Origin of the sequence: Enterococcus sp. DIV1328a, assembly GCF_050536905.1 — a bacterium.
Taxonomy (GTDB): Bacteria; Bacillota; Bacilli; order Lactobacillales; family Enterococcaceae; genus Enterococcus; species Enterococcus faecalis.
This window is the reverse complement of record NZ_CP172912.1, coordinates 246,655-269,129: the sequence shown is the minus strand read 5'-3', so window position 1 is coordinate 269,129 and position 22,475 is coordinate 246,655. Positions and strand designations below refer to the sequence as shown.

General features: G+C 37.7%; 22 protein-coding genes. 9 read left to right on the top strand and 13 right to left on the bottom strand.

Going from position 1 to position 22,475, the window contains the following annotated elements:
* Positions 1-156: 156 nt before the first annotated feature.
* The gene (locus tag IGL93_RS01435; protein WP_033789158.1) at positions 157-1,134 is read right to left on the bottom strand and encodes a DUF4822 domain-containing protein; all 978 of its coding nucleotides are present in this window, start codon (positions 1,132-1,134) and stop codon (positions 157-159) included.
* A gap of 324 nt (positions 1,135-1,458) precedes the next feature.
* Here IGL93_RS01435 and IGL93_RS01430 point away from each other — a divergent pair, with 324 nt between their 5' ends.
* Together IGL93_RS01430 and IGL93_RS01425 are read left to right on the top strand one after the other, a co-directional pair.
* Positions 1,459-2,802, top strand: coding sequence for a sensor histidine kinase (locus tag IGL93_RS01430; protein WP_025190482.1), 1,344 nt, complete (start codon positions 1,459-1,461; stop codon positions 2,800-2,802).
* Positions 2,799-3,491, top strand: a complete 693-nt coding sequence (locus IGL93_RS01425) for a response regulator transcription factor (RefSeq protein WP_002355236.1) — start codon at positions 2,799-2,801, stop codon at positions 3,489-3,491. The genes IGL93_RS01430 and IGL93_RS01425 overlap by 4 nt, the downstream gene beginning before the upstream one ends.
* A gap of 161 nt (positions 3,492-3,652) precedes the next feature.
* Here the strand turns inward: IGL93_RS01425 and IGL93_RS01420 are convergent, their stop codons facing one another.
* From IGL93_RS01420 to IGL93_RS01410, 3 genes are all read right to left on the bottom strand, one after another.
* Positions 3,653-4,798 (bottom strand): cysteine desulfurase family protein, encoded by a 1,146-nt coding sequence (locus tag IGL93_RS01420; RefSeq protein WP_002355234.1) that lies wholly within the window; start codon positions 4,796-4,798, stop codon positions 3,653-3,655.
* A 126-nt stretch (positions 4,799-4,924) separates the two neighbouring features.
* Positions 4,925-6,661 (bottom strand): septation ring formation regulator EzrA, encoded by a 1,737-nt coding sequence (gene ezrA / locus IGL93_RS01415; protein ID WP_002355233.1) that lies wholly within the window; start codon positions 6,659-6,661, stop codon positions 4,925-4,927.
* 185 nt (positions 6,662-6,846) lie between these two features.
* Positions 6,847-7,533: an HAD family hydrolase gene (locus IGL93_RS01410; RefSeq protein WP_002355232.1), complete on the bottom strand. Its 687-nt coding sequence runs from the start codon at positions 7,531-7,533 to the stop codon at positions 6,847-6,849.
* Between the two features lie 186 nt (positions 7,534-7,719).
* On the opposite strand from IGL93_RS01410, the gene IGL93_RS01405 reads away from it, so the two are divergent.
* Positions 7,720-9,072 (top strand): aspartate kinase, encoded by a 1,353-nt coding sequence (locus IGL93_RS01405; protein WP_002385384.1) that lies wholly within the window; start codon positions 7,720-7,722, stop codon positions 9,070-9,072.
* A 22-nt stretch (positions 9,073-9,094) separates the two neighbouring features.
* Here the strand turns inward: IGL93_RS01405 and IGL93_RS01400 are convergent, their stop codons facing one another.
* Genes IGL93_RS01400 through IGL93_RS01390 form a run of 3 tightly spaced genes read right to left on the bottom strand, consistent with a single transcriptional unit; the run spans position 9,095 to position 11,265 of the window.
* Positions 9,095-9,631 (bottom strand): haloacid dehalogenase, encoded by a 537-nt coding sequence (locus IGL93_RS01400; RefSeq protein ID WP_002355230.1) that lies wholly within the window; start codon positions 9,629-9,631, stop codon positions 9,095-9,097.
* A gap of 16 nt (positions 9,632-9,647) precedes the next feature.
* Positions 9,648-10,481 carry a DUF72 domain-containing protein gene (locus tag IGL93_RS01395; protein WP_010775521.1) on the bottom strand — a complete coding sequence of 278 codons (834 nt, stop codon included), beginning with the start codon at positions 10,479-10,481 and terminating at the stop codon, positions 9,648-9,650.
* Positions 10,482-10,530: 49 nt separating this feature from the next.
* Positions 10,531-11,265: an acyl-ACP thioesterase domain-containing protein gene (locus IGL93_RS01390; protein ID WP_002355227.1), complete on the bottom strand. Its 735-nt coding sequence runs from the start codon at positions 11,263-11,265 to the stop codon at positions 10,531-10,533.
* A 274-nt stretch (positions 11,266-11,539) separates the two neighbouring features.
* On the opposite strand from IGL93_RS01390, the gene IGL93_RS01385 reads away from it, so the two are divergent.
* Positions 11,540-12,124 (top strand): lytic polysaccharide monooxygenase, encoded by a 585-nt coding sequence (locus IGL93_RS01385; protein WP_002355225.1) that lies wholly within the window; start codon positions 11,540-11,542, stop codon positions 12,122-12,124.
* Between the two features lie 42 nt (positions 12,125-12,166).
* Positions 12,167-13,213 carry a chitinase gene (locus IGL93_RS01380; RefSeq protein ID WP_010713600.1) on the top strand — a complete coding sequence of 349 codons (1,047 nt, stop codon included), beginning with the start codon at positions 12,167-12,169 and terminating at the stop codon, positions 13,211-13,213.
* Between the two features lie 95 nt (positions 13,214-13,308).
* Here IGL93_RS01380 and IGL93_RS01375 read toward each other — a convergent pair whose 3' ends face one another.
* Together IGL93_RS01375 and IGL93_RS01370 are read right to left on the bottom strand one after the other, a co-directional pair.
* Positions 13,309-13,620, bottom strand: a complete 312-nt coding sequence (locus IGL93_RS01375) for a DMT family transporter (protein WP_002355223.1) — start codon at positions 13,618-13,620, stop codon at positions 13,309-13,311.
* Complete coding sequence (locus IGL93_RS01370) at positions 13,617-13,973, bottom strand: DMT family transporter (protein WP_002386054.1); 357 nt, start codon at positions 13,971-13,973, stop codon at positions 13,617-13,619. The genes IGL93_RS01375 and IGL93_RS01370 overlap by 4 nt, the downstream gene beginning before the upstream one ends.
* A gap of 265 nt (positions 13,974-14,238) precedes the next feature.
* Between IGL93_RS01370 and IGL93_RS01365 the strand changes: the two genes are divergently transcribed.
* Together IGL93_RS01365 and IGL93_RS01360 are read left to right on the top strand one after the other, a co-directional pair.
* A complete protein-coding gene (locus IGL93_RS01365; protein WP_002355221.1) occupies positions 14,239-15,213 on the top strand; it encodes a ring-cleaving dioxygenase in 975 nt (324 codons plus the stop codon).
* A 21-nt stretch (positions 15,214-15,234) separates the two neighbouring features.
* Entirely contained in the window at positions 15,235-15,855 is a 621-nt protein-coding gene (locus IGL93_RS01360) for a flavin reductase family protein (protein WP_002395578.1), read from the top strand.
* 42 nt (positions 15,856-15,897) lie between these two features.
* Here the strand turns inward: IGL93_RS01360 and IGL93_RS01355 are convergent, their stop codons facing one another.
* The gene (locus tag IGL93_RS01355; protein WP_002364984.1) at positions 15,898-17,226 is read right to left on the bottom strand and encodes an aminopeptidase C; all 1,329 of its coding nucleotides are present in this window, start codon (positions 17,224-17,226) and stop codon (positions 15,898-15,900) included.
* Between the two features lie 149 nt (positions 17,227-17,375).
* Between IGL93_RS01355 and IGL93_RS01350 the strand changes: the two genes are divergently transcribed.
* Positions 17,376-17,765 carry a GntR family transcriptional regulator gene (locus tag IGL93_RS01350; RefSeq protein WP_002358356.1) on the top strand — a complete coding sequence of 130 codons (390 nt, stop codon included), beginning with the start codon at positions 17,376-17,378 and terminating at the stop codon, positions 17,763-17,765.
* Positions 17,765-19,135, top strand: coding sequence for a DUF5808 domain-containing protein (locus tag IGL93_RS01345; RefSeq protein WP_002366064.1), 1,371 nt, complete (start codon positions 17,765-17,767; stop codon positions 19,133-19,135). The genes IGL93_RS01350 and IGL93_RS01345 overlap by 1 nt, the downstream gene beginning before the upstream one ends.
* 43 nt (positions 19,136-19,178) lie before the next feature.
* Here the strand turns inward: IGL93_RS01345 and IGL93_RS01340 are convergent, their stop codons facing one another.
* Genes IGL93_RS01340 through IGL93_RS01330 form a run of 3 tightly spaced genes read right to left on the bottom strand, consistent with a single transcriptional unit; the run spans position 19,179 to position 22,349 of the window.
* Entirely contained in the window at positions 19,179-19,385 is a 207-nt protein-coding gene (locus tag IGL93_RS01340; RefSeq protein WP_010775519.1) for a heavy-metal-associated domain-containing protein, read from the bottom strand.
* A 21-nt stretch (positions 19,386-19,406) separates the two neighbouring features.
* Positions 19,407-21,893: a heavy metal translocating P-type ATPase gene (locus tag IGL93_RS01335; RefSeq protein WP_430600019.1), complete on the bottom strand. Its 2,487-nt coding sequence runs from the start codon at positions 21,891-21,893 to the stop codon at positions 19,407-19,409.
* Positions 21,894-21,908: 15 nt separating this feature from the next.
* Positions 21,909-22,349, bottom strand: a complete 441-nt coding sequence (locus tag IGL93_RS01330) for a CopY/TcrY family copper transport repressor (protein WP_002358353.1) — start codon at positions 22,347-22,349, stop codon at positions 21,909-21,911.
* Positions 22,350-22,475 lie beyond the last annotated feature (126 nt).

The window sequence follows — 22,475 nt, the reverse complement described above, 5'->3', positions numbered from 1 at the left end:
CAATCTTAACAAACGATTCTAAACTACCACTGTCAGAAAAATGAACAATTTATAAACGATTAAAAACAACTATAAACTATTTTTTTATTAAAAATGAAGCGGTCAAAAGAATCCTTTATTTCCTTTTGACCGCTTCATCCACTCGTGATTAACTAATTAGAACGTGAAGTCTGGCGTAAAGTCTCCTTCATATGGTTCATGTTCCACAAAGACTTTAATTTCTTTGCCGTTATTGTCTTTACCCATTCGTGTATACGTAAAACGTTTATCATTTAATTCTGTTAATTCTAATGCAGCTCCATATTTATTGTCACCAATTGAAACGTGAGCACGGATTTTGTTATTATCAATTACTTGGAAGTAACCAAAATCTCCACGGGTTTTACCCGTTTCTAAATCAAAGAATTCATATTTACTTGTTTTATTATCAAATTTCGCTAAACTAATAAACATTTTATTTGCTTCAGTAACATCGTTACCGTCTTCATCTAAAACTTTCGTGCCATTCCATAATGTGGCCCCTAAAATGTCATCCCCAGGTTCATTAGTAACAATTTTGCCAGTTTCTGTTTCTAAATCTTTACGACCGTTCGTAAAAGTTAACTTTTTATCAGAATAAGGGATATGTTCTACAAAGACTTCTACATCTTTCCCGTCTTTATCTTTCCCCATTCGCTTATAGGTAAATTTATCTTTCGTTACTTCCGTTAAATCAACCACTGCTTGATAGTTTTGTGTATCCGAAATTAAGATACGCTTTTCGCCATCATCTGTCACAAAGAATGTGCCTTCATCGCCACGGGTTTCACCTGTTTCTTTGTCGAAAAATTCATAAAAACCTGTTTCACCATCATATTTTGCTAAACCAATAAAATTAGCATTTTCTGCTGTTAAATCATTATTATTTTTGTCGTAAACTTTTGTGCCTTGCCAATCAGTACTGGATAAAATTTCTGTTAATTCTTGTCCTTTTGATTGCTCTTTAGCTGCTTCTGCTGAACTAGAGACTGCAGTGCTTGAGCTAGCTGCACTTGATTTATCTGTTGCAGAGTTGGCTCCGCCAGCACAGCCTGCGATCAACATCGTACTAAAGGTTAATAAGGTAATCGTACTAAAAACTTTTTTCTTTTTCATAGTTGGTAATCCCCTTTTTTCTTTTTGATATACCTAGAATAGCAAAGCCTTATAAACTCCTACTTGCCGAAAAATGAACAAATTATAAACAAATGAAAAAAAGTTAATAACAATACTAGCTTTTTTTTGTTCACTTGTAATACACTATAAGTAAGAAATAGATTAAAACCACTAGGAGGGACGCTTTTGACCATTAAACGCCGCTTTTTTATTTCTTATATTAGTGCCATCATTATTACTTTAGCCTCTGTTTTAGCTGTTTTATCCTTAGCTTCTTACATCACATTAGGAACTGTCCCCAGTTTGCCCCAAGCTTACCGAATGATGAATAAGCAACGACCATTGACCGCTAACGAAGAAGAAAGTTATTTGGCCTTAGATCAATTGTTAAAAAAGTCACCGAAATTACTAGATACACCTTTAAGTAAAGAATTAAAGGAAACGATTCAAACAATTGAGGCAAAAGGATTAAGTGTGATTATTCGAAAGAATGCACGGTTTCCTTATTATTCGGATAATTTAGTAGAAAAATCTTTGTCTGTACATATTCCAAACTACGAAATGAATAATATTATGCCAACTGGCACACTGGATAATGCAGGGCGTCTATATCATTATGTCAAATCCGATTTTCATTATTTAGATGGTTCTAACGGGAGCTTTATTGTCTTGAAACGTGAAAGCAGCCTTTTTGAATTCTTCACACGCTGGATTATCTGGATGATTTTGTTAATTATCCTTGTAGCAATTGCGGCAGCTTGGCTCATTAATAAGCGCTTAACCAAAACCACTATCGAGCCATTAGAAGCATTAGAAAAAGCGACTAAAACATTGGGTAAGGATGCCCAAAAAGAAAATCCATTTACACCAACTAGCCACCAAACCGTCTCAACAGAAGTCAAACAGCTCCAACTTAGTTTTGAACAAATGTGGCAAGATTTAGAAGAAGCCAATGCGGAACGCGAAAAATATGAAGATAATCGAAAAGAATTAATTGCCAATATTTCTCATGACTTAAAAACACCAATTACTTCTATCATTGGTTACGTTGAAGGCTTGATGGATGGTGTTGCCAATACCGAAGAAAAAAAACAGCGCTATTTAACGGTCATTCATGAAAAAAGTTTAGGCCTCAATGATTTAATTGAAGAATTATTTTTGTATTCTAAATTAGACCTAGACCGTGCTGTCTTTACAATGGAAAAGACCAATTTCACTCGTTTTATTGCACATATTCTTGAAGAATACCGTTTGGAACAAGAACTCGTGATCACTTCTGTACTTCCCACCGAAGCTTTATACGTTCAAATGGATCCCACGCAGATGAATCGCGTGATTACCAATCTAATTCAAAATAGCATTAAATTTGCGGATCCCACTAAAGAACAACTAGCCTTTACGATTTCTTTAACGCATAATCAAACAGACTTAGTTTTAACCATTACAGATAACGGCATTGGTATCGATAAAAAAGAATTACCTTATTTATTCGAACGCTTCTATCGTGTAGACAAATCTCGAACCCCAACAGTTAAAGGAAGCGGCTTGGGATTAAGTATTGTCAAACAAATTATTGACTATCATCAGGGAACAATCACTGTCACAAGTAAAAAAGGAGACGGCACCAACGTGATAATTACGCTGCCGTTGTTGGAGGATGAAAAATGAAACCACATGTATTAATTATTGAAGATGATCCAAGCATTGCTGATTTGCAAAAAGATTATTTAGAAATTAACGATATGACTGTCACAATTGAACATGATGGAAAAAAAGGATTGGAAGCAGCTTTAAATGAGCCCTTTGATTTAATTATTTTAGATGTGATGCTGCCAACTATGGATGGTTTTGAAATCTGTCGTGCAATTCGGAAAAAAAAGCAAACGCCGATCATGATTGTTTCGGCTAAAAAAGAAGATATTGATAAAATTCGTGGTCTTGGCTTAGGTGCGGATGATTATATAATTAAACCGTTTAGTCCCAATGAATTGGTCGCTCGAGCAAAAGCTCATATGAACCGCTATCAATTGTTAAGCAAGGCAGAGCAACCGCCACAATTACTAAAAATCAATGAAATCGCTGTCGACACTGCCGCCCACAAAGTGTTTGTTTTAGAAAATGAAGTTATTTTTACAAGCAAAGAATACAAATTGTTGGTTTTCTTGATGGAACATCCTAACCGTGTGTGGAATAAAGAAGAACTTTTTGAAAGCGTCTGGGGGTTTGATGCCTTAGATACTGAGGTTTCGACTGTCGTTGTTCACATTAAACGGATTCGGGAAAAATTAAAAAAAGCCAATCTTTCTGACTCTCCAATTGAAACACTCTGGGGAAGTGGCTACCGCTTCAATCGATAAAGAGAGCAAATTCAATCGATAAAGAGAGCAAATTCAATCGATAAAGAGAGCAAATTCAATCGATAAAGAGAGCAAATTCAATCGATAAAGAGAGCAAATTCAATCGATAAAGAGAGCAAAAATAAGTCGGAGCCTATTTCTAGGCTCCGACTTATTTTTTATTAATTTACACGAGAAAATTTTTGATAAAGTTGGTTGAAAACAATCATAAATTGTTCAATTTCTGCCATTGTATTGCTTTCATCTAAACTAATGCGCACAGCGGAAGTCGCTAATTCCCCTGGCACATGCATGGCATACAAGGTGCTGCTAGCCATTTTTTTCCGGCTAGAACAAGCACTCGTAGTCGAAATATAAATCTGTTTTTCTTCCAATGCATGGACTAGCACTTCGCCGCGAATCCCTTTCAAAGCAAAACATAAAATGTGTGGCGCAAAATGTTCATTATCTTGTGAAAAAACAGTCACATTTTGAAATTCTTCTAGCGCCTTTAATAAATAACTCCGTAATGTCGCCACATGTTGCGGCCGTTGTTGTTCGTTCTCTAAATGCAAACGCAACGCTTTGGCCATTGCCACAATTGCTGGTACGTTTTCTGTCCCACTGCGTTGGTTGTTTTCTTGCCCGCCTCCTGTTAAAAGCGGCGCTAAACGTTTTCCTTGTTTCCAATACATAAAACCAATGCCTCGTGGTCCATGAAATTTATGTGCAGAAAACGTTGCAAAATCCACCCGATCCGTTAACCACTCTGAGTAATTAACTTTTCCAATTGCTTGAACCGCGTCTACATGAAAATGAATTTTAGGAAACTCCGCTAAAACCTCGCTGATTTCTTTAATTGGTTGAATCGTTCCCACTTCATTGTTCACTGCCATAACAGAAACCAAAATCGTTTCTTTTCTAATTAATTTCTGTAGTTCCTCGACTTTTACACGACCTTCTTTATCCACTGGCGCATAAGAAAGTTCAAAACCTAGTTCGACTAATTGTTCCGCTGTTTCTGTAACTGCTGGATGTTCCACTGCAGAAATAATAATATGATTACCAAATTCTCGTTTTTCGATTGCCGTTCCTTTTAAAACCCAGTTATCTCCTTCAGTTCCGCCACTTGTAAAATAGATTTCATTTGCTGAAACATTGATTAGCTCCGCAATCTGCTTCCGTGCTTGTTGTAAGAGCCGATTCGCTTGGTTGCCTAAGTCATGCAGACTAGACGGATTGCCAATAATCCGCTGACTGGTTTTTACATATGTATCTAAAGCCTGGGGGTAAATCGGTGTAGTTGCACTATTATCAAAATAAATCATTTGTCACCCTTCTTTTTTAAAATTCTTTCCCATTATATACTTTCTAAAGTATCACTTCAAGTCACCACCACGCCATAAAAAACAGAGGCTTGTCTGTCGACAAACCTCTGTTTAGTGATTGTTTAATTAAATTGCTGTTAAATTAGGGTTATTGATATTTTTAAAATAAAAATCTTCGATTCGTTTGAACGCCCCTGGCTCAACAGCTTCCAATGCCGTTCCAATTTCATCTAATGCATCTTGATAACGGAATTCTGTCGAGAATAAATACATGCTTTTATCTAAAGCCGCTCGGATGTTCTCGTGAGTATGACGATAGCGGTTTGCATATTGCATCATTTGTTCTGTCAGAGCTGCTGCATTGACTAAATCTTTTGTTTTCTTATCTAATAACTCTAAATCATCTTCGCATAAGTCACATAAACGATTGATTTCATCCATGTTAATGCGCATTTTATTTAAGGCTCGGCTTAAATCTTCAATTCGATCCGTTGCCACATAGAAAAATTCTAAGTAATCAGCAGACAAACCTGGTAATCGTTGCTTTTCAACATACCGTTTGATACTCCGTAAACGGAATTCGTATTCGTCAACTTTTTCTTGGGCGACTTTTTCGCCTTTTCTTAGTTCTTTCAATGAAGCATCGATTTCTAATTGTTGATTTTCAATATCATCTAAAATCTTATAGCATTCTTTATAGAACGCTTGAATTTCAGAGTAAGGAACTGTATGTTCTTTCATTCGAGGTTCCAAGTCTTTTTGACGGCGGATAATTTCTTCAATTTCCGTTTGGAAACCACGACTACGTCCTAACTCGTTGTTGTTTAAGGTGTAGCTTTGTGATACATGGTCCAATTCAATCATTAATTGACGGTTATTTTTTAAGGAATGAGAAATATAATCGTCAATAATTTTTTGATTGGTTACGACATATTTCTTCGCTTCAATTTCACGTTCCATCACTTCATATAATGCATCAATCGCCGTTGCTGTGTCGCGATTTGCGACCTCTACTGCAGCAATCTCTGTTTTCTCTAAATCAGCCATTGAATTCTCGACACGTTTTTTCGCATGTTGAATTTCTTCAGCAAAGTTTTGTTCAGGGAACACATAATCGTCAGCTAATAATTGGTTGTAGCCTTCTTCGATTTCTTTTAATTGATCTGGGAAAGTTTCATTTAATTCTTCATACATTGGTGGAATCCGTTTCATTAAGTCTTCCAATTCATACGTATGACGTTCCGCATCTTCTAGGACTTCTCGAGCCTCGATTGGGTCCCCCGATGTATTTAGTGTGACAAATTGTGTGAATTCAATTTCGACGTTTCTTAATTGTTTTTGGATTTCGGAGTAAGCTGGACCAAAGCTAGCTTTATCATCTTTTAGTGATTTACTTAATTCTTCATAGACATCCAAAGCTTTTTGAACTTCCAATGAATTGCGCTCTTCACTTTCACGTAATTCTTTCAAGCCATTACGAATGACTTCCACTTCGGCTTCCATTTCGGTCATCGTTTCATTCGCTTCCACGACTGCTTTCTTCGCTTTCATGAAACGGAAAATTTCATTTTGATTTTCGACTTCATAAATTTGACTCTCTAGTTCGGCGAAAGAACGCGTCGATAGTTCTACCCAGCGTTGATTCCATTCACGGAAACTATTTTGACTCTGTCCAACTAGATGCATTTTTTTAATGTCATCGATTTCTTCAAAGACTGGCAAGTCAAACAGGGCTTCTTTACGAACTTCTAATTCATCTAATTGTTCTTGATTTTTTTTGCGCATAAAATAACCAATTAAGTATAGCACCGCAGCAATAATAACGATTACTAGTACTAAAATGATAATCCAATTATTCTTCATTTTGGCTCCTCCGATAATTTTTCTATAATAAAAGAAAGGTTGTTTGTTCTCTTCACACGGTTATCTATTGTTCCTGACCCTTGAAAAAGGGCATTCTTGCAGAAATACCTATAGAAAATTATAGCACAAACTGTATATTCATTCACTAGTTATAACAAACTTTTTTAAGAAAACCCGCGATCTTCTTACGAAGGGGTTGATTCACTGCTTTCATCGATCCGATTTTCACTAATTTTTTTACAAATATCACTTAGTTGTGTTAAGAAGGCATCCGCTTGACTTTGATCCATCCCAAAGTGTTCATCGCGCATAGCCCAAACTTCTAGCCCAGCTTCTTTGGCAGAGGCAATGCCTTTTTCTGAATCTTCAATGGCTATACATTCCTGTGGCGCAACAGCTAATTCTTGTAACGTGTGCAGATAAATATCCGGCGCCGGTTTACTTTCTTCGAAATCTTCCCCACTCACGACCGCATCAAAATAACTACTTAATTGCCCCACTGTCAAAACCTCTTCAATTGCGTCTTTTGTGGAAGAAGAAGCTAATCCGATTTTATAGCCTTGTCTTTTTAAAAATTGTAAAACACGTTTCGCATTTTCATCAAGCACAGCTAAATAATCTATCGGATGCGCTTTTTTATAGGCTATGTATTGTTCATTTAAAAAAGCAATATCTAGCTCTTTTTTGTTGACTTGTTCAATCTTTTGCCATAATGAACGCATATCCGCACCGACTAATTCTGGCAAGGTTAGGCCCTCAATGGTCAAATCAAATTCCGCTAAAAATGCTTTACGTCGCTCATAATAATAAGCTTCGCTATCTACTAGGACACCGTCCATATCAAAAATAATGGCAGTTTTGGATTCTGTCATACTATTTAACTCCTTCGTTACGACTCATATCTTTACAGTTTAACAAAATTTTAAGGAAAAATGAAGAACAAATATTTTCATGATTTCCTAACTTTCTGAAAATAAGTGGTTGCTTTTCTAAATGTTTTTCGGTATCCTTTTACTAATCTACAAATGAGAAAATAATTAAAAACAGGAGTGATAAACGTGAACGTAGTTAAATTCGGCGGTAGCTCGCTAGCATCAGCACCACAGTTACAGAAAGTCTTACAAATCGTCAAGGAAGAGCCGCGCCGAACGTTTGTCGTTGTATCCGCTCCTGGAAAGCGAACCCCGCAAGATATTAAAGTGACTGATTTATTGATTCAATACTATCAGCGCTACTTAAATAATGAGGAAATTGAATCGACAATCTCTGCCATCATTCGTCGTTATGAAGATCTTTTTGATGAATTACACTTGGATAAAGCAGTTTTAGCTGATATTGCTATTTCGATTCGCCAATTAGCCACTTTACCAAAAGAAAACAATGCTTTTTTATTTGACTATTTTTTAGCTAGCGGCGAGGACAATAATGCAAAAGTTGTTGCCAGTTTTTTCAATCAGAATGGCTTAGATGCTCGCTACATTAGTCCAAAAGAATTAGGTCTCCTAGTGACACCTGAGCCAGGCAATGCCCGCATTTTACCAAAAGCTTTAGAGAAAATTAGTGCCTATCGTGAGACTCAACAAATCTTGGTTATTCCAGGTTTCTTTGGTTATACAGAAGCCGGCGAAATTTGTACTTTTTCTCGTGGCGGTTCCGATATCACAGGGTCCATTGTTGCCGCAGGTGTTCAAGCAGATTTGTATGAAAACTTTACCGATGTGGACGGAATTTATGTCGCCCATCCTGGAATTATTGAACAGCCTCAAACGATTCAAGAATTGACCTACAGAGAAATGCGGGAGTTAGCTTATGCAGGATTTGCCGTCCTCCACGACGAAGCTTTAATGCCTGCCTATCGCGCAAATATTCCAGTCGTTATCAAAAATACTAACAACCCACATCATCCTGGCACCCTAATTACCACTTCTCGCAAAGTGAAGCATGCCCCTGTTGTAGGAATTGCTAGTGATCAAGGGTTCGCAAGTATTTACATTAGTAAGTATTTAATGAATAGAGAGTTAGGTTTTGGGCGACGGCTTTTAGAAGTACTAGAAAAATTAGCCTTAAGCTATGAGCATATGCCCTCAGGAATTGATGACATCACGATTGTTTTAAGAGAAGACCAGTTAACAACTGAAATTGAAAATCGACTGATGGCCCAACTCCAAGAAGTTTTAGCGCCTGATGAGTTACGCATCACGCATCACCTTTCCATGATTATGATTGTTGGCGAAGGCATGCGCCAACGAATTGGGGTTACTGCTGAAAGTACAATGGCGTTAGCCAAAGAAAAAATCAACTTAGAAATGATTAACCAAGGATCTTCGGAAGTAAGCATTATGTTTGGTATCAAAAAAGAACAAGAGGAAAAAGCCATCAAAGCCTTATATCGGACGTTCTTCCATGATTAATAAAAAAGACGAATGAGTTTTCTCATTCGTCTTTTTCATTGGTCTCAGTAATTTTCAATTGGCGTTGAATTTCCGCTTTAATTTTAGCTTCTGGCGCAAAATCTTGTTCCCAATTTTCAGGTTTTAATACTTTATTTGTTTCCGGATCATAATGTGGCTGCCCATCTGGAAATAATTTCCCCATATTGGCTTGATGAACGATTTCAATAATTTTTGTTGGATTGACGCCCATTAAGCAAAACGAACCATAAGTAAAATACAATAAATCAACTAGTGCATCCACTTCCTCCACTAAAGGATCAGATACTGGTTTGCCTTTCGCCAAGACTTTCTGCTCTGCTTTATCGACAGATTTTTTTAATCCGTTGACCAATTGTTGAAAAAGTACTTGGTCATTATCAGCAGCACTATATAAAAATTCCACAAGTTCTTCGACTTTAAACTCTGCTCGTCGACTGGCTAACTCTGGCGAAAAAGCAGTTGGTTGCTCTGGTTGTTGTGGATTAAAAACCTCGTGGAAGGCACAAGCCATTTCATAAGGGGATTGCTTTTCAGACATTCAGCTACCTTCTTTCTCAAAATAAATCTAATTGTTTTGGATTCAAATCATCGTAACTCAAATTCAAGACTTTTTGCATCTGTAGAGCGTTTTCTGCGGCATCGCCGCCAGAATTATTATTAAAAATTACGCCCACTTCTTTAGCTTCTTGCGACATTTTTAAAACAGCTTCGCTTAAATCAGCGATTTCCTGCGTATTATAATGATAAAGGGTTCTTTTTTTTCGCCACTCTGCATCATTGGCTAACCAGCCAGCCGCATTACGTCCGTGAAACCGGAAGAGCACGAGATTAGGATTCGTTACATACGGATAAAAGGGCACTGGATTCGTAGGAATCTGCGGTTCATCTACAATCACAAGTGAAAATTGATTTTCTTTCATAAATTGCAACATTTGTTTTACAAAGTTTGGTTGATACCATGAATTATTTCGTAATTCAATGGCGATGGGTAGGTCTTTAAACCAGTGACGAATTTTTTGCAAGTAAGCGACATTTTCTTTCGTACAACCAAATGTTCCTGAAAATTGTACCAGAAAGGCAAATAATTTTTTACTTTCAATTAATGGGGCCATACTTTCTAAAAAGGAGGTGATCATTTCTTCTTCACTTGCATAATAGGTCTGCCACTCACCTTGACAACTGATTCCACTATAAACTTTCATGACAAAGCGAAAGTTTTCGGGAACTGCTTTGACCCATTCAGTTACTCGTTCTTTGGGAGGAATCCCGTAATACGCCGTGTCCATTTCAACTAGCGGTAAATGACTGGCATATTCATAAAGCGTGGCCCGTTTTTTTCCAGTTAAATAGTCGTGTTCACTAAAAGATGTTAATCCTAAGCGAATCATGTCCTCCCTCCTCTGCGTACCTTTTTATTTTCTAAATCGTCATCTTAACTTAATTTGTCCAATCGATATTCGCTTCACAATAGGTTTGACCATCAATCCGAATCTCATGGCGTGTTTTCAACTGATTTTCTTGTTCGACAATTTCGTAATGACTTTCGACTTCTTGGCCATATTCTACTTCTTTATCAAATTTCACAAGAATTTTTTTCGGTTGATGCGTTGTTAAAAAGTCATACCCTAACACATCCAATAACCAATTAAAGTAAATCGCATTATTAACGTGTTGATTGCCATCAATATCAAAAAAACGCACACGATAAGGTAAAAAGTTCCCCTCTGTGACTTTTTCAATTTTTTCATGGCGATAAATTTTAGTGATTTTTTCAGAATCAAAAGGTGCAATAATTTCTGGTAACACACTACTGATTTTCCGATTTTTTTGATCCATTAAGACAAAGGTTGATTTCACAAAGACACATTCATTGCCTTCTTCATCATGAACCCAAAAGTTACGATAACAAAAATATTTGTTATAACTCATAGCTTGCGTTGTAATTGCTACTTTTTCACCAACTTTTGGTAAGCGGTGAATCTCTATTTCATAGTTGGTGATGACCCAGCCTAGGCCAAATTGGGCGACATAAGCCGCATCTCTTCCTAGTAATTCTGTTTGTTCTTCTGATACTTTAATGACAACCGCTAACAAAGCCGGTATCTTCATTGCACCAGTAAAATCGCCGTCATAGTAGGCAACTTCATAAGAGGATGTATGTTTTTTTCCCACGAAATAATCTCCTTTTTCCAATGGCTACTTTCGTGTCATTGTTTCTTCTTAAAAGTATACCACGTGATTTCTTCAATTGCGATTCCGAATGAAAAATTAACAAAACTTTGAAAAACACTATTATTTATATTATTTAAAAACATTCTTAATATTACTTAAAAAATATTGTTTTATTTTTAAAAATAACATTTCTTATTATTTGTATCCAAAAGATTATTATGTTATATTCCTATCTGTAAGCGCATACAAAATAATTTTTTAGGAGGTTTTTTTCGTGAAAAAGAGTTTATTAACAATCGTCCTGGCTTTTAGTTTTGTTTTAGGTGGCGCTGCATTGGCCCCTACTGTTTCGGAGGCTCATGGTTACGTAGCAAGTCCTGGAAGTCGTGCTTTCTTTGGTAGTTCTGCTGGTGGTAACTTAAATACAAATGTTGGTCGTGCACAATGGGAACCTCAAAGTATCGAAGCGCCCAAAAATACGTTTATTACTGGTAAATTAGCCAGTGCAGGTGTCTCAGGTTTTGAACCTTTGGATGAACAAACAGCTACTCGTTGGCACAAAACAAACATTACCACAGGTCCCCTTGACATCACTTGGAACTTAACTGCCCAACATAGAACTGCTTCTTGGGATTACTATATTACTAAAAATGGCTGGAATCCCAATCAACCATTAGACATTAAAAACTTCGACAAAATTGCTTCAATCGACGGCAAACAAGAAGTTCCTAATAAAGTTGTTAAACAAACAATTAATATTCCGACAGACCGCAAAGGTTATCATGTCATTTACGCTGTTTGGGGCATTGGTGATACGGTGAACGCCTTTTACCAAGCGATTGATGTGAACATTCAGTAAAAACACTCACATCTTAAACTAAATTAAAGGAGTTCTCAAAAAATGAAGCTAAAAAAAATAATTCCTGCTTTTCTGCTTCTTTCAACCGTTACAGTTGGCTTGTGGTTAACGCCTACTCAAGCTTCTGCAGATGCTGCGGATACGATGGTAGATATCTCTGGCAAAAAAGTGTTGGTTGGATATTGGCATAACTGGGCCTCAAAAGGACGCGATGGTTACAAACAAGGAACATCAGCATCACTGAACCTTTCAGAAGTAAATCAAGCCTACAATGTCGTACCGGTTTCCTTCATGAAAAGCGATGGCACGATACGGATTCCTACGTTCAAGCCTTATAACCAAACGGACACTGCCTTCCGACAAGAAGTCGCACAATTAAATAGTCAAGGTCGCGCAGTTTTATTGGCACTTGGTGGAGCAGATGCACATATTCAATTAGTCAAAGGCGATGAACAAGCCTTTGCGAATGAAATCATTCGTCAAGTGGAAACATACGGCTTTGATGGTTTAGACATCGACTTAGAGCAATTGGCGATTACTGCTGGCGACAACCAAACCGTCATTCCTGCTGCATTGAAAATAGTCAAAGACCATTATCGAGCACAAGGAAAAAATTTCATCATTACGATGGCGCCAGAATTCCCTTATTTAAAACCTGGTGCCGCTTATGAAACATACATTACTTCCCTAAATGGTTATTATGATTACATTGCCCCACAATTATATAACCAAGGCGGCGACGGTGTCTGGGTTGATGAAATTATGACTTGGGTTGCTCAAAGCAACGATGCTCTAAAATACGAGTTCCTCTATTATATGTCTGATTCATTAATCCATGGCACGCGCGGCTATCTACAGATACCAAACGATAAATTAGTCCTTGGTTTACCAGCAAATCGGGATGCTGCTGGTAGCGGCTATGTCGTTGAGGCTACCCCTGTAGCCAAAACTTTTGATCAGTTAGCAAAAGACGGTAATCCTATCCGTGGCTTAATGACTTGGTCTGCAAATTGGGACGTTGGTCAAGATGTCAACGGCAAGTCCTACAACAATGAATTTGCGACACGTTATAGTAACCTCGTAAAATAAAAGCTATTTTGAGACAGAACACCGCATTTGGTTCTGTCTCTTTTTAAATTTTACTCACCTGTCTTTCAATAATCCAAACAATGTTCTCTTGCTTTCTAACCAATTAATTTTAAACCAATCACAGAAACAATGATTAAAAAAATAAAAAATATCCGTCGTAGGTCTTTTGATTCACCTAAGAGCATTCCTAAAATAGCGCCTCCTGCTGTACCAATTCCTGTCCAAACTGCATAAGAAACGCCCATCGGTAATTGTCTCATCCCTAAATATAAAAATAAGAAACTACCACTAAACGCTAGAATTAAAATTAACAATGAACGTAAGTCTTTTTTTGTTGTAAATAATTTAATTGAACCTACGCCAAAGATTTCAAAACAGCCTGCAATAACTAAGTATAACCAACTCATCTTGTTTCCTCCTCTTTATTTCCAGTTACCATTTTTAAGCCAATCACACCTATTAATAACAGCAACAGAAAAAGAACTTTTCCTATGCCCAATGGTGTGTGGAATAAAAAATGATCTGTTACAATAGTTCCAGCACTACCTAAGCCGACAAATACAGCATAGGCTGTGCCCACTGGCAATTCCTCTCCTGCTTTAATCAGCGCATAAAAACTGATAAAGATTGCGATTACTGTCCCTAAAATCTCCCACCATGTTGTACTATGCTTCATGCCAATGACCCAAATCACTTCACAAAAAGCGCCAAAAATAACTTTTAACCAAGCTTTACTCATCTTGTTTTCCTTCCCTTCCAAACAAAAAAAGTGCCAACAAACAGTTCAGCTATGGCCTAAGAACTGTTCATTAACACTTTAGTCGCAAGCATCCGGCGATGTTTACGAAAGTTTATGTATTAAAATATCTCAGGCTATTATATTCTTATTTTTTTAAAAAATCAACTAAAAAATAATAGTTCGAATTCGAGACATTTCTTTTGCATTTTTAGGACTAATCATTTAAACTTACTTTTAGTAAGTTGATTAATCAAAAAATTATTTTTCTTTTAGGAGGATTTTTATTATGAATACACAAATTTTAGGTTTACACCACGTCACTGCCATGACTTCAAGTGCTGAAAAAATTTATCACTTTTTCACCGATATTTTAGGTCTACGTTTAATTAAGAAGACTGTCAACCAAGACGATATTGAAACATATCATTTATTTTTTGCTGATGATGCCGGCTCTCCCGGAACAGATATGACTTTCTTTGACTTTCCAGGCTTACCTAAAGGAACCAAAGGAACCAATACAATTTCTCGTACTTCCTTCCGTGTAAAAGATGATGCTGCTTTGGATTACTGGGTATCACGCTTTAATGAATATGCAATTGATCATGGAGAAATTCAAGAACGTTTTGGCAAAAAGTATTTAGAATTTGAAGATTTTGACAATCAACGTTACCAACTTATTTCTGATGAAAAGAACCAAGGTGTTGCAGCTGGCACGCCTTGGAAAAAATCTAACGTTCCTAGTGAACATGCTTTAATCGGCTTAGGTCCAGCCTTTGTAACTGTCGAAAATTACGAACATCTGCAACTAGTTTTAACTGAAGTTTTAGGGTTCAAATTGATTGATGCTGAAGGTAGTTTCCATTTATTTGAAGTTGGCGAAGGTGGGAATGGTGCCAGCATTATCGTAGAGCATCGAGAAGATTTGCCAGCGGCCCAAGAAGGCTACGGCAATGTCCATCACTTAGCCTTGCGCGTTGCCGATGAGGAAGCACTACGTTTCTGGATTGAAAAAATTAATCGTTTGGAATTTCCTAATTCTGGCTTTGTGGAACGTTTTTACTTTAAATCTGAATATTTCTTGGCAGCAACACATGTTTTATTTGAACTGGCAACCGATGGTCCTGGATTTTTAGAGGATGAAACCTATGAACACGCTGGTGAAAAATTATCATTACCGCCATTTTTAGAACCAAAACGGGCAGGGATTGAAGAATTTGTGCGTCCTTTCGATACTTCAGATGCGAATGTTCAAAGAAATTAGTATTTTTTCTAGGAGGCTCCTATGATTCATTACAATAGTAACGAGTTATCTGCAAAAACAGCGTATAAATTTTTATCAGGAAGTATTATTCCTCGGCCAATCGCTTGGGTTACAACACAAGATACAGCTACAGGTGTCGTCAACGCTGCTCCCTTTAGTTTCTTTAATGCGGCGGCAGCTGAAATTCCTTTAGCAACGTTGTCCATTTTACGACCAGACAAAGAGCCTAAAGATACGGCACGAAACATCTTGGCTACTAAAGAACTTGTCATCCATTTCGTTAACGAAGACGTTCTTACTCAAATGAATCAGACTTCGGCACCTTTAGCAGCAGAGATCAGTGAAATTGACACATTCGGTATTGAAACCATTGCCAGCCAGACTGTTGCTGTTCCAGCAATCAAAGCCGCGCCGATTCGGATGGAAGCTCGCTTACATCAATATGTACCTATTGCTAACCATGAAGGTCAAATTATTACGGATTTATTCATTGTAGAAATTACCGATTTCTATTTTGATTCAGCCGTTTTCGATGAAGAACATCAGTACATTTTACCTGAAAAACTCCAACCGATTGCTCGTTTAGCAGGCAATGATTATACAACATTGGGCGAAATCCGTGAAGTTCGCCGCCCAACGTAAAAAGAAGGCCCCGCCATGACGGCGGGGCCTTCTTTTTCTGTTTTATGCTAATGCTCCCATTGGATCCCAAGGTGCCAAAACAGTTGGCGCTTGTTCCCAAGCTTTTTTCTGTTCATCAGTTAATAAATCTTTGTGCACAACGATTTGATAAGTGTATTCGTCCATCCACGCATCGCTCATAACGAAGAAGCCATTTTCACCGACTTTTTCGCCCCAGCTATTTTCCACTTTCCATTTTGTTGTTTGACCATCAACGATATCAACACCTGTTAAAACCATGGCGTGTGTCATTAAGCTTTCACCAAAGTCTAAACGTTCTGCTTTAGTCATCGTAAAATCAATATCAAAAAGATCGTTCATATCGTAAACGTCTAATGCCATAATTCCTGTGTCACGTGTTGAAGATTGTCCGACATCACAACCAAACCAAACAGATTCGCCTTTTTCCAATTGTGCAGCAGCTAATTTTTTGAAAGCAGCCATTTCTACATTTAAATATTTAACTTCTTTGCCGCCGACAACATTCCCTAACATTTCAACAGTGTATGTTTTGTTGAATGGTTTATCTTCTGTAGGAGCATTAATAATACTTACATAATCATGTAAATTAACGCCAACGTATTTTTCAAAGAATGTTTGCGGTGTTAGATTTTGATCCAAATGATAATTTTTTTCTTCGTCACGGTATTCAAAATCAAAGGTTTCTGGCGGTGTTCCTAAAGAGATTGCTAAGAAATTATAAATTTCTTGTAACATTGCTTCTTTGTTTTTTTGGACTTCTTCAGCAGAAGCGCCTTTTTCAATTAAACTACGTAAAATTGTTGCATCTTTGCGTAATTTTTTATTTAAATAGTTGTTTAAATCACGTGAATTGGAGCTGTTGCTGCTTTCAGGCATTGCCGTTTTAGGCACTACGCCATATTTATCAAAAATTGAAACGATCATATCCCATTGCCCACCATCTTGTTGTGGTGTAGCTAATAAAAAGGCCACTTTACGACTAGTCAACGGTTGATCGGCTGTTGCAATAATATTTTCATAGAAATAGTTTGATTTTTCATATTTATCCCAGAAAAATGTATAGTTTTGTGATAATTCAAAATCTTTTAATTGAAACGCATTTAACATTCTATGTCTAAATGTATTTAATGCCGCAAACATCCAGCAGCGACCGCTTTGTTTTTGATTGGCCACTTTTCCAGTAGCTAAGTCGACTGAAAAGACGGGTACGTTATTCACGGCTCCTTGTACAGATTCACCTGAAGCGCTGATACCATTTTTTACTACACTACGTTGTAAGGCATTTTGTTTATTATTGTTCAAGAAATCTTGATGGAATTTCTCTGTTAATTTTGGTTCAATTGCTGTCATATTTTCATCGTCCTTTCATTTTACGTTCTTCTTCATTATATGCTTCTCTTTAAACAGAAACAACCATTTACTCTAAATTCCTTGCTTTCCAACTCTTTTTGTATTAGTATATATAATACAGATAGCACAAATAAGACAGGAGTGATTCGATGCTTTTAGAAATAGATGAACAAAGCGAACAGCCCATCTATCAGCAACTCATTGATCAAATCATTGTAGGCATTGCCAAAGGTGAACTGGTTCCTAATGAAAGTTTGCCTTCTATCCGACAATTGGCGGACGAAATCGGGGTCAATATGATGACTGTTTCAAAAGCTTATAATAAGTTAAAGCAATCAGGTTATATTGTGACTGACCGTCGTAACGGCACCAAAATTGCCGCAAAGTTACCTGCTACCGCTGTTTGGCAACAGCAATTGCATGAGCGTTTAGAACTTCTGTTGGCTGAAAGTTTTTTACATCAGCAATCCGAAGCAGAAATCCAAGCACTTATTCAGAAAATTTATCAAAATTTTGATTCGAAAGGGCGTGCATTATAATGGCGGTATTCTTTTATTTCATCCTAGTTTCTGTCGCTTTTTTTATGGCATTTACTATGGGGATTTATGCAAATCCTCACAAAAATATTATTTTGGAAAACACTTTACCAGAAGATAAACTACAAGATCCCAGCGTTCAAGCAATCCGAAAACGTTATAAAAAACGCTTGGTTCAACTAGCAGCCGTTTTTAGTGTTCTTAGTTTGCCTTTGTTATTTATTCCTTATGATTCGATTTTATTGTTCCTTTTTCTGTTACTTTTATTTAGTTTTATTGGCAGTGGCTACTATCTGCAAATCGTTTATATTCGCAAAATGGCCGCTTTAAAAATGCAAAACGGCTGGTTGTTGCCTAAACGTCCTCTCTTAATCGATACGCAATTAGTTTTAAATAAAAACCAGAAACTTATTTCATTTTGGTGGTTTTTACCTGCAATTATTCTTACTTTTGCTGGGGGCTTTTATTCCTTGCAAACGGCGATTGGTTCCTGGATTCTTTTCTTAATTACTGTTTTGATGTTAAGTTTGTTCATTGGCGGCTATTATTTTATTGCGCGCTTACCTGTCAAACCGCTAACTAGTGACTCAAAAATTAATCAGCAAATCAATGATTTATTTCGGCATCATTGGTCTGTTTTAATGGTTTTATCCGCCTTAGTTTTTGCACCGCTAACCATTTTACCAACTTTCACAATTGTAATTGATTATACGGTTGCGATGGCCCTTACTTTTTGTTATTTTATTCTTTTGTTTGTTTATGTAGGCTTTCTCTTCTACTACCTATTTTCAATGCGCAAAAAACAAGATCAATTCGTTTTACAGGCTGGCGATTATCGCTATGGGGATGATGATCAATATTGGCGGTATGGGATTTATATCAATCCAAAGGACCCCAAAATCATGGTTCCTGATCGCATTGGTATGAATTTATCTATTAACCTAGGACGGCCTGCTGGGAAAATTATTCTAGCCGCTACTGGTATTTTAACGATTGCGGTGCTGTTCTTTGCCACAGTGCCGATGTTTATAAATGATTTTTCTAGTCATGCCTTTCAAGCAACTATTGAAAATAAACAAATTGAGTTATCTGCCCCATTAGCAAAAACAAGGTCAATTCCTTTTAACCAAATCACTGTTGTTTCTTTGATTGATGACTTACCTCAAGAACGCATCCGCACAATGGGTGCTGCGACAGATAGTTACTTAACAGGAGAATTTAAAGTCGCTGGAAAACCTGCTTATTTACTAATTTATACAAAAAGTCATCCGATTCTGAAAATAGAAACGCGGGAAAAAGTTTATTATTATACTGCGCGTGATGGTCAAGAAACGACTAAGATTTATCAGGAAATCAAAGCCAAACTTCCATAACAAAAAAACAGGGCCTACTCATGATGGTAGGCCCTGTTTTTTGTTATTCGCTGACAACCTTGAATTTTGTATCTGCCAACGTGGTATTCAGTTCATCTTGGCTTACTTCACGATCTGCTGTCACAACGGCTGTTTGATCTGCCAAGTGAACCTCAACATTCGTTACGCCGTCAATTCCACTAAATTTTTCAGTGACCGCTTGAACACAGCCATCACATTTCATCCCATCAATTTTTACTGTTTTTTCCATTTCACTTCATCCTTTTCAATTTTATTTTTGACTTCCACTAGTTCTTTTCACCGTCGAAGGTTTAAATCCTTTTAAGCGTAAGGCGTTTAGTAAGACAGAGACTGAACTAAAACTCATAGCTGCTGCTGCAATCATCGGACTTAACAAAGGTCCACCAAATAAGTGTAACACACCCATAGCCACTGGAATACCTAATGTATTATAGGCAAATGCCCAGAAAAGATTTTCTTTGATGTTTTTGATGGTCGCTTTACTTAATTCAACTGCTGTAGGCACATCCATTAAATCACTACGCATTAGCACAATGTCGGCCGATTCCATTGCAACATCTGTGCCTGAACCAATAGCAATCCCCACATCTGCTTGGGCAAGTGCTGGTGCATCATTAATACCGTCACCCACCATCGCTACTTTTTTGCCTTCTGCTTGTAGTTTTTTCACTTCTAACGCTTTATCTTCTGGTAAAACTTCACTTAAGACACGATCGATACCTACTTGTTTTGCAATCGCCTCGGCAGTACGCTTGTTGTCTCCCGTAATCATCACGGCTTCGATCCCCATTTTATGCAAACGTGCAATGGCTGTTTGACTGCTATCCTTCACAGTATCTGCTACCGCAATGATACCCGCAAACGAACCATCTTTTGCCACAAACATTGGGGTTTTCCCTTCTTCTGCCAAACGATCCGCTTGTTGAACAAACGTTGATAGCTCAATGGCTTCTTCTTTCATTAATTTTATATTGCCCAAAAGTAGGACTCGTTCGTTGATTGTCACACGGATGCCGTGACCTGGAATCGCTGAAAAATCGCTTCCTTCTACTAATGGCAATTGACGTTCTTTAGCCGCTCCCACAATTGCTTCACCTAGAGGATGTTCTGATCCTTGTTCTGCAGAAGCTACTAATGTTAGTAACTCAGCTTCTGAAAGTGCTGAATCAGCAACTAAAATATCTGTAACCACCGGTTTGCCTTCTGTAATAGTTCCTGTTTTATCAAACACGATTGTTTGAATTTTGTGAGTGGTTTCTAAAGCATCCCCACTTTTAATTAAAACGCCATTTTCAGCGCCCTTACCTGTCCCCACCATAATCGCAGTCGGCGTTGCCAAGCCGAGCGCACAAGGACAAGCAATCACTAACACAGAAATGGTAATTGTCAAAGCGAAAATCCATGACTCTTGTCCTAAAAAGAACCAAGCCAAGCCAGAAAGAACAGCCAAACCAATAACGATTGGGACAAAAACACCCGAAATTTTATCAGCTAATTGTGCAATCGGTGCTTTTGAGCCTTGCGCATCTTCCACTAATTGAATGATTTGGGCAAGGGCCGTCTCTTTTCCCACTTTTGTTGCCTTGAATTGAAAGCTGCCATTTTTATTGATGCTAGCACCAATTACTGCATCACCGACTTTCTTTTCAACAGGCAAACTTTCGCCCGTTAACATGGCTTCATCCACAGAACTACTGCCTGAAACAATCACTCCATCAACAGGGATTTTATCTCCTGGGCGAACAATCACAATGTCATCCAACTGAACAGCATCAACTGGCACTTCAATTTCTGCGCCATCACGTAAAATATGAGCAGTTTTCGGCGCCAAACCCATTAATTTTTTTATCGCATCTGAGGTTTTCCCTTTTGAAACAGCTTCGAAATATTTTCCTAATGTAATTAAGGTTAAAATAACACCCGCTGATTCATAATAAAGAGCCATTGTAAAACTTGTGTCTCCTAAAAATATCATGGCTGTGCCATATAAACTATACACAAAAGCAGCACTGGTTCCTAAAGCTACCAAAGAAAACATATTTGGATGCCCTTTAAATAACGCTTTAAAACCAACTGTGAAAAATTCTCTGCCGACATATAGGACGGGTAACGTCAAAATCAATTGAACCATTGCAAAGGTCGTCGCATGTGTCATTGGATTCAACAAATCCGGCAATGGTAAGCCTACCATGTGTCCCATCGCAATATAAAGAAGTGGCACTGTAAACACCGCTGAGATCCAAAAACGTTGCCACATCTCAGCAATATGTTTTTGTTTCTTTTCACGATCTTGGTCCGCTGTTGCACCTGCAGCGACTTCTTCTGTCGCCTGATAACCTGCATCCGTAACTGCTTTGATAATTTCAGCACTCGTTACTTGATGGTCGTCATAACTAACCACCAGTTTTTCCGTGGCTAAATTAACAATCGCTTGTTGAACACCAGATAATTGGTTCACAGCTTTTTCAATCGTTTGGGCACAGGAAGCACAACTCATTCCTTCAATCGCAAACGTTCGTTGCTGGGCTGGGCTAATCGCCTTGTAGCCAGCATCTGACACAGCTTCCTTAATTTCTTCTTCTGTGACTTCCGTCTGATCATACGTGACACTTAATTTTTCCGTAGCTAAATTGACACTTGCCTTTGCCATCCCAGGTAACTTCGCCGTAGCCTTTTCAATCGTTTGGGCACAGGAAGCACAGCTCATCCCTTCAATATCAAACGTTTTACTTTCCATTTTTTTCACTCCTTTTTAAATTAAATGACATTGGCATTGACCAGGAATACAGTTGCAAGGGACGGATTCAACCGCCGTCTTGCGCTTCTCTTTCAAGAGTTCCTCTAATCGATCCAAATCGTCATAACTCAACTGACTCTCTGTTAAAATTGTTTCTACCACGGAACCAACTTTACGGCTGCACACCTTGGCTAAAAGTTCGTCTGCCACCGTTTCAACGCTCCGACGTTCTTCTACTAGCGGATAATAAATATATTTATTGCCTGCTTTCTCCGTTCCAACTAACCCTTTATCTGTTAAACGACTTAGTAACGTCTTGACGGTCGTTGATTTCCATTCTTTCTTCTCATTTAAAAGTGTATGCACTTCACGACTCGTGGTCTTGCCTTGGGTCCAAATAACCCGCATGACTTCCCACTCTGCATCTGTAATTGTCGCTAATTTATCTTTTGCCATACTCGTTAAATTCCTCCTTCATCAATAAAAAAAGAGTTCAAGGTTTTTGACTACAAACGTAGTCGTTTATCTTGAACTCATCATATAGCTATTTTATTTTTTTGTCAACAACTTCTGCTCATCTTT

What these genes read in the sequence shown, in the direction of transcription:
- IGL93_RS01335 (WP_430600019.1), bottom strand. Translation starts at nt 21,893, where the DNA reads ATGGAAAGTAAAACGTTTGATATTGAAGGGATGAGCTGTGCTTCCTGT.
- IGL93_RS01435 (WP_033789158.1), bottom strand. Translation starts at nt 1,134, where the DNA reads ATGAAAAAGAAAAAAGTTTTTAGTACGATTACCTTATTAACCTTTAGT.
- IGL93_RS01410 (WP_002355232.1), bottom strand. Translation starts at nt 7,533, where the DNA reads ATGACAGAATCCAAAACTGCCATTATTTTTGATATGGACGGTGTCCTA.
- IGL93_RS01340 (WP_010775519.1), bottom strand. Translation starts at nt 19,385, where the DNA reads ATGGAAAAAACAGTAAAAATTGATGGGATGAAATGTGATGGCTGTGTT.
- IGL93_RS01365 (WP_002355221.1), top strand. Translation starts at nt 14,239, where the DNA reads ATGAATACACAAATTTTAGGTTTACACCACGTCACTGCCATGACTTCA.
- IGL93_RS01350 (WP_002358356.1), top strand. Translation starts at nt 17,376, where the DNA reads ATGCTTTTAGAAATAGATGAACAAAGCGAACAGCCCATCTATCAGCAA.
- IGL93_RS01375 (WP_002355223.1), bottom strand. Translation starts at nt 13,620, where the DNA reads ATGAGTTGGTTATACTTAGTTATTGCAGGCTGTTTTGAAATCTTTGGC.
- IGL93_RS01380 (WP_010713600.1), top strand. Translation starts at nt 12,167, where the DNA reads ATGAAGCTAAAAAAAATAATTCCTGCTTTTCTGCTTCTTTCAACCGTT.
- ezrA (WP_002355233.1), bottom strand. Translation starts at nt 6,661, where the DNA reads ATGAAGAATAATTGGATTATCATTTTAGTACTAGTAATCGTTATTATT.
- IGL93_RS01420 (WP_002355234.1), bottom strand. Translation starts at nt 4,798, where the DNA reads ATGATTTATTTTGATAATAGTGCAACTACACCGATTTACCCCCAGGCT.
- IGL93_RS01395 (WP_010775521.1), bottom strand. Translation starts at nt 10,481, where the DNA reads ATGATTCGCTTAGGATTAACATCTTTTAGTGAACACGACTATTTAACT.
- IGL93_RS01400 (WP_002355230.1), bottom strand. Translation starts at nt 9,631, where the DNA reads ATGTCTGAAAAGCAATCCCCTTATGAAATGGCTTGTGCCTTCCACGAG.
- IGL93_RS01355 (WP_002364984.1), bottom strand. Translation starts at nt 17,226, where the DNA reads ATGACAGCAATTGAACCAAAATTAACAGAGAAATTCCATCAAGATTTC.
- IGL93_RS01345 (WP_002366064.1), top strand. Translation starts at nt 17,765, where the DNA reads ATGGCGGTATTCTTTTATTTCATCCTAGTTTCTGTCGCTTTTTTTATG.
- IGL93_RS01425 (WP_002355236.1), top strand. Translation starts at nt 2,799, where the DNA reads ATGAAACCACATGTATTAATTATTGAAGATGATCCAAGCATTGCTGAT.
- IGL93_RS01330 (WP_002358353.1), bottom strand. Translation starts at nt 22,349, where the DNA reads ATGGCAAAAGATAAATTAGCGACAATTACAGATGCAGAGTGGGAAGTC.
- IGL93_RS01360 (WP_002395578.1), top strand. Translation starts at nt 15,235, where the DNA reads ATGATTCATTACAATAGTAACGAGTTATCTGCAAAAACAGCGTATAAA.
- IGL93_RS01430 (WP_025190482.1), top strand. Translation starts at nt 1,459, where the DNA reads ATGAATAAGCAACGACCATTGACCGCTAACGAAGAAGAAAGTTATTTG.